The following is a 4,904-nucleotide window of genomic DNA, read 5'->3' as shown; positions in this document are numbered from 1 at the left end:
CGCTCGACGGCCTGGAGACCACCGGCGACACCGAGCCGATGGAGCAGCTCGCAGACTGGGACCCGAACGCGTAAAACGGGCACTTGTGACGCATCTGTCGGTTGTGCGCGCTCCCGCGGGCGCCACTGGGCCCGGGTTTGGCGCAGGGCTTCGCGGCCGATGCGGATCACCCGGCCGTGCACCTTGCGCAGGTAGGCGAGCGGTTTGCGGATGGACCAGCGGGTGAAGGGCTGGCTGAGCTTGGTCGGGCGGGTGGTGGCCGTCTGGACGACGACCTCGTCGTCAGGGCTGAGCAGGCGGGGACGGCCTCCCGCCCCACCGAGGGTCCAGGCAGGCCGGGCCGATCTGGTTGAACCGGTGGATCACGTCCCCCACCGTGTCCTCGTCGGCCTGCACCAACCGGGCGATCACTGGAACTCGGTTGCCGCCAGCCGAGGCCAGCAGCACCATCGCCCGTCGATAGCGCACTGTGTTGGTGCTGCCCCGGCGCACGATCCGTGGTAACTGCTGGCCCTCCTGGCCGGTCAGCCTCCTGATCTTGACCAGCTCCGCCACCACGCCCCCAAACCCGTCGGATGTCCGTCTCATCCAACCGGTTCCGGCCCCACCGCCGCCAACCCGGTAAACGTTCCCGGTCAGAGCACTGGTTCCGGTCGTGACGTCACTGGCGAATCACGGCACCCAAGGTAATGGCTCTTGCAGCGGCATAGGCAGCGCGACGCCCGACACGGACATGCATGAGCCCGCATCTGTGCTTCACATATCGGCAGGGCAGGCCGAGGCCCCTCGGGTGCCAGTGGTGTCGGCGGCCTGTCCGCACTAGATGGCGACGGCGAGCAGCCGCTGATCTGGGCCGAGGGAATCAAGGTGGGCCAGGGCCTGCTCCAGGTAGGTGATGCGGTGAGCGAGGGCATCGCTGGCCGGGGCGAGCTTGCGGCCATCGGCGGTGAGCATCGCATCGCCGGCGACGGCGCTCGCGGCCCGGTAGTGCTGGTAGGCCACTTCACCTGCCTGGTACATCTCCAGCTCCCCGACGGAGGGTTGCCCGGGACCGTGGGTGGCGGCGTGCAGACGCATGGCCTGTACGCGGGGCTGGGCGTGGAAGTCCGCGACCGCGGACTCAAGGGGGTAGCGGTGGGGGTCGGTCAGGTGGCGGGTTTCGAACATCGGCCACGGGGTGGCCGCTCTCGTGCCGTGCACCACCCGCTGCCAGACCTGGTGGCGGATGCCGGCGCCCACGGCAGCGGCGTAGCGCATACCGGCCAGGTCGAGCAGCCGTACCGGTCCGCCCGCGCACGGCGCAGGGCGGCCCTTGCGCAGCCCGATCATGAGGTGGTGCTGCCAGAGCCGCAGCCGTGGCGCCGCCCAGAACAGGGCCGTGAGGGCGCCGGTGACACCGAAGTGAGTGTCGAGGTGGTGGCTCGTGAGCGCCGCGGCGGGTAGCCCGTCGGGCAGGCAGATCACCATCGTGGCAATGCTCGGGGCCGGCGTGACGGTCGGCCGCGAGGTGGTGGTAGCCGCCCGGGTGGCGACCGGTCGGGACCCTGACGGCGTTGCGGCCTTCGCGGCGGTCAGTCGTGCGGGGACGGCGGGCACGCGCCTGCCGTGGCGGGTCAGCGGAGTGCCGTTGACACGGGACATGCGTGATCCTCCTTCGATGAACTTGCGCGTGGGCGCGCAGGAGTGACCGGCCCACGGGGCGCGCGGGTCGGCTTCAGGTGGACGGGAAGATGCAGTGGTGCGAGTGGCTGGTTGACCTCGAGGGGTCGCCGCGCGGGATGTGTGCCGACCGGCCGAAGCGGGTGGGTATCGCAAACCGCAGGGATGCGGCGGGGATCCTGAGACGGGACCGAACCGGGATGCTGCGAAATGTGGGGTGGTGTTGCCGACACGGTAGCGGCCCGATCTGTCAGCGCCGGTTGCCCCCGTTCTGGCCGGGAAGGGGTGCTGAACTGTGATGTCAGCCCGCGTCACGGCCGCGCCGCAAGGGTTGCCGGATGCCTGTCAGATCAGGTGGGTCTGACAGGCGACCGGTGGCGGTGACAGATGCACCTCGCCGGCCGGGCGCCCGCGTCGGTGGGGAAGCCCGGCGCTGGCCAGGGCCGCAGCGGGGCTTGTGAGTCGGTCTGTGCCCATCACCGGCGGCGGGCGGCGACGGCAGGCAGCAGGCAGCGTTCGAGTACGGCGTCAGCGTCGTCGCTGGCGGTGTCGCTCGATTCGTTTTCGGCCGGGAGGTCGTCGAGGCGGCGCGGACGGCATTTGCCGAGGCGCCATCGGAGTTCCCCGATCACCTCACAGTGCCGATCAATGTCACGGCGGAAGGTGAAGAGGATGAGCCGAACCGGGCGCTTGTGGCGCTCGAGGACGCGGCCAAAGCTACGGGCAACTGGGTGGCGAACGCACCCGGCACCGTAACCCGACCCTTCCGAAGCGTCGACCTCGACGGCGATGGAGTTCCTGACGAGCCTCAGGCGTTGACCGCCGTGAAGGGAATCGGTGGGGCGATCGCCGGTGCGGCCGGGACCGTCGGCGAGGGGGTCAAGTCCCTGTTCAAGCCGAAGAAGCGGGGCAAGCATGCCGCGGGTGAGCTGCGGCGAGAGATTGAGGCGGCCGAGGCGTCAGAGACCGTGGGGTAACCAGGTGACTACGTGGCCAGAATTTGCTCAACGTTGATGCGTTGAGCGGTTTCGCGCTCGGTGGGGTTGGCCCAGCGGATCGTTTGACCGGCCAGGCGTATCGTCATGAGTCGAATCATCGCTACCTCATAGGGACACCCCCCGGGGCGACCCGGCGCCCTCATCCGGACGCATGTGATCTTCCGCTGTGGGCGTTGCGTGTGCCAGGCTGACTGATGTTGACCATCGGGAGCGAGGAGTGGACACGCGATGGCGATGGTCTGCCCCGACGCGGACGGGGTTGTCCTCCTCAACGATGACTCGATACCGATCCACGACGCCGTGACCACCCAGGACTGCACTACATCGATCCGGTCGGCGGCGCCGCCGTCGTTGGGGGCCACCGGCTATGAGCTGCGGTCCCGGCTACAGCGGCGATCTCCAGCGGGACCGGCCCCGACGGGGCGTCCCGGATCGCTCGTCTTGCGGCAAAGGACTGCACCGCGGATCCCGAGGCGCGGCACGGCCACAAGACCTCCGCCCGTGGCTATGACGGCGACAAGGGGCACGCGGCCGCCACCATTCACCGCTGGACCGCCCGTAGCCAGCGCGGCATGAAGCTCACCAAGTCACGCGGCCGCCGAGCCTGCGGCCAGGATCTCATCACACGATCGGATAAGTCGCCATGCATACCAGCTCTTCCCGGACAGGCCGTCCCCGAAGCCTTCGTGAGTACCTGAGCCGTCTTGATGAGCTCGGAGACCTACGGCGGATCGATTGGGAGGTAGACACTGCCTACGAAATTGGCGCAATCACACGCCACAGCAGCGAGGTCTGCGCACCGGCTCCGCTATTCACCAATATCCGTGGATACAGTGGGTATCGCGTGGTCGGGGCGCCCCTCGCCTACAGTTCCTCCGCCGAAGCCCGGATGGCCCGGGTAGCGATCGCACTCGGGCTGGCTCCGACAACGCCTGGCGGGCAGATCGTCGAAGAACTCGCAGCGGCGATGCGCCGCGAGCCCATCGCACCAGTTGTCGTGGACGACGCCCCGTGCCAAGAGAAGGTGCTGGTCGGCGACGCCGCGGACCTGACGAATCTGCCGACCCCGCTGCTGCATGTCGGAGACGGCGGCCGTTACATCAACACAATTGGCATCTTCGTAGTCGCCAGCCCGGACCGAAAATGGACGAACTGGTCCATCGCCCGAGCGATGCTGATCGACGGCAAACGGATGACCGGCATCGTCAGTGCCAGCCAGCACAACAACGTGATCCGCCAGATGTGGCAGCAGCGCGGTGAACCGATGCCGTTCGCGCTTGTTCAGGGCGCCGAGCCAAGCGCTTTGTTCGTCGGCGGCATGCCGCTGCGCGACGGGGTGGACGAAGCGGGCTTCCTCGGTGGATTGTTTGGCGAGCCGATGGAGACCGTGCGCTGCAAGACTGTGGACCTTGAGGTTCCGGCATCGGCTGAGCTGGTCATCGAGGGCTACCTGGCCGACGACGAGTCGTGGCTCGAGGGGCCTACCGGCGAGTACCACGGCTATCTGCCCGCTGTCCGTAAAAACCGTCCTGTTTACCACGTTACTGCGATCACTCACCGAAAGGAGCCAATCCTCCCGGTCGTTTGCGCGGGCAAACCGGTTGACGAAGACCATACGATCTGTGGCCCCGGCATCGCAGCTGTCCTACTGGAGGAGTTGCGTCGCGCCGGCCTGCCGGTCGTTTCGGCCTGGGTCGTCCCGGAAAGCGCCTGCACCCTGCTGGCCGTCTCCGTCTCTCCGGACTGGGCGCAGCTCACGGGGTTGAGCTCGACCGACCTCGCGCGCCGTATTCTCGATGTCTGTAAGGCTCCAGACACCGTTCACGCAGGCTGGTGGATCAGCAGGCTGATGGTCGTCAACCACGACATTGACCTCACCGATATGCGTGACTTGCTTTGGGCCTGGTCAACGCGGTGTCATCCGGTCACGGGCCGGGTGGTCGTCATGGACCAGCGGATCCCGGCCGGCGTCGTCTTCTACTCGGAGGCAGAACGTAGCGCGGCACGCGGTCCGGTCGAAGTGTTGGACTGCCTGATGCCCATCGGAGAGGACGGGCCGCGCAGCACCGCCTTTTCCGTCAACTTTCCGGCTGACCTGCAGCGGCGGGTGCTAGCCAGGCTGAACCATGAACAGCAGAGTGGCAGTCAACACCACTCCTGAGGAGGTCCTTGTTCCGCACCGGGTTTGATGGAGACATCGAAACCTGGGAGGAACACCAGCGATGCCCGCACCGAAGAAGTACAACG

General features: G+C 67.6%; 4 protein-coding genes. 2 read left to right on the top strand and 2 right to left on the bottom strand.

What is annotated here, in order from left to right; all coding sequences use genetic code 11:
- Nucleotides 1-282 precede the first annotated feature (282 nt).
- Both B0E53_RS33120 and B0E53_RS33115 read right to left on the bottom strand, forming a co-directional pair.
- Nucleotides 283-588, bottom strand: coding sequence for a helix-turn-helix domain-containing protein (locus tag B0E53_RS33120; protein ID WP_246835720.1), 306 nt, complete (start codon nucleotides 586-588; stop codon nucleotides 283-285).
- A 231-nt stretch (nucleotides 589-819) separates the two neighbouring features.
- Entirely contained in the window at nucleotides 820-1,641 is an 822-nt protein-coding gene (locus B0E53_RS33115; RefSeq protein WP_210406312.1) for a hypothetical protein, read from the bottom strand.
- Nucleotides 1,642-2,297: 656 nt separating this feature from the next.
- Between B0E53_RS33115 and B0E53_RS33110 the strand changes: the two genes are divergently transcribed.
- Together B0E53_RS33110 and B0E53_RS33105 are read left to right on the top strand one after the other, a co-directional pair.
- The gene (locus B0E53_RS33110) at nucleotides 2,298-2,636 is read left to right on the top strand and encodes a hypothetical protein (protein WP_210406311.1); all 339 of its coding nucleotides are present in this window, start codon (nucleotides 2,298-2,300) and stop codon (nucleotides 2,634-2,636) included.
- Nucleotides 2,637-3,300: 664 nt separating this feature from the next.
- Complete coding sequence (locus B0E53_RS33105; protein ID WP_107079549.1) at nucleotides 3,301-4,818, top strand: UbiD family decarboxylase; 1,518 nt, start codon at nucleotides 3,301-3,303, stop codon at nucleotides 4,816-4,818.
- Nucleotides 4,819-4,904: the final 86 nt, after the last annotated feature.

The organism is Micromonospora sp. MH33 (genome assembly GCF_003013775.1).
GTDB classification, from domain to species: Bacteria; Actinomycetota; Actinomycetes; order Mycobacteriales; family Micromonosporaceae; genus Micromonospora; species Micromonospora fulviviridis.
This window is presented reverse-complemented; position numbering and strand designations above follow the sequence as displayed.